The sequence below is a fragment of the Rhodococcus sp. KBW08 genome, from assembly GCF_003852455.1.
Taxonomy (GTDB): Bacteria; Actinomycetota; Actinomycetes; order Mycobacteriales; family Mycobacteriaceae; genus Rhodococcus_F; species Rhodococcus_F baikonurensis.
Genome location: NZ_QAJJ01000049.1, coordinates 338 through 1,131, shown reverse-complemented (window position 1 = coordinate 1,131; position 794 = coordinate 338). Strand labels below are relative to the sequence as shown.

The following is a 794-nucleotide window of genomic DNA, read 5'->3' as shown; positions in this document are numbered from 1 at the left end:
GTGCGCGCCCGACTGTGGCGGCTGCACCCCACCGACGTCCGCGAGATCGCCATCACCGCATCAGCGGAAATCCTTCGCCTGGAAGCTATTCGAGTAGCCGCCGTCGACACCCTGACGTTGAACCCGGACGAACAAGTACTGTGCTACCGCGGCACCGGACAGTGGCTCGCGAACCACACCATGCTGCAAATCCCGGCCGGCAGAAGAATCGCGGCCCTGGGAAAAGCCCTCCGCTCGTTCCCTGAGATCGAAGACCAATTCGACTCCGGCGACCTTACTTTCGAACACGCAGCACTGATCGTGGCGTTCTGCGAATCCCCACCCAAAGGAATGCCCGACGCTGCGCTACCGTACTGCCGCGACACACTCCTCGCCGCAGCATCCGGCGTCGAAGCAACCACAGTCAAACTGCGCTACGCCATCAGCGTCCTCGAGCACATGTTCGAATCCGACGACGTACCACCAAGCGAAGACACCGACCGCAACGAACTACGCATCTCCGCGACCCTCAACGGAAGAGTCGCCGTCCGAGGCGATTTCGACGGCGTGACCGGAGAAATGCTTCTATCCGCCCTCTCCAACCTCTCGATGCCCACCCCCGCCACAGACGGCACACCCGACAAACGATCCGCCGCCACACGCAACGCAGACGCCATGGCAGAGCTCATCCGCCGCTACCTCGACAACGCCGCCACCGGCATCGACGGCGGCCAACGCCCACACCTGAACGTGCACATCAACGCCAAAGACCTCGCCTACCACCGCGAATGCGCCGCGGTCGCCGGTGCCACAAC

1 protein-coding gene is annotated in these 794 nt (G+C 63.5%); it reads left to right on the top strand.

Translation table 11 applies throughout. The features are described from left to right. A partial coding sequence (locus DBV08_RS31915) for a DUF222 domain-containing protein (RefSeq protein WP_124570121.1) occupies nt 1–794 on the top strand: 794 nt, incomplete at both ends.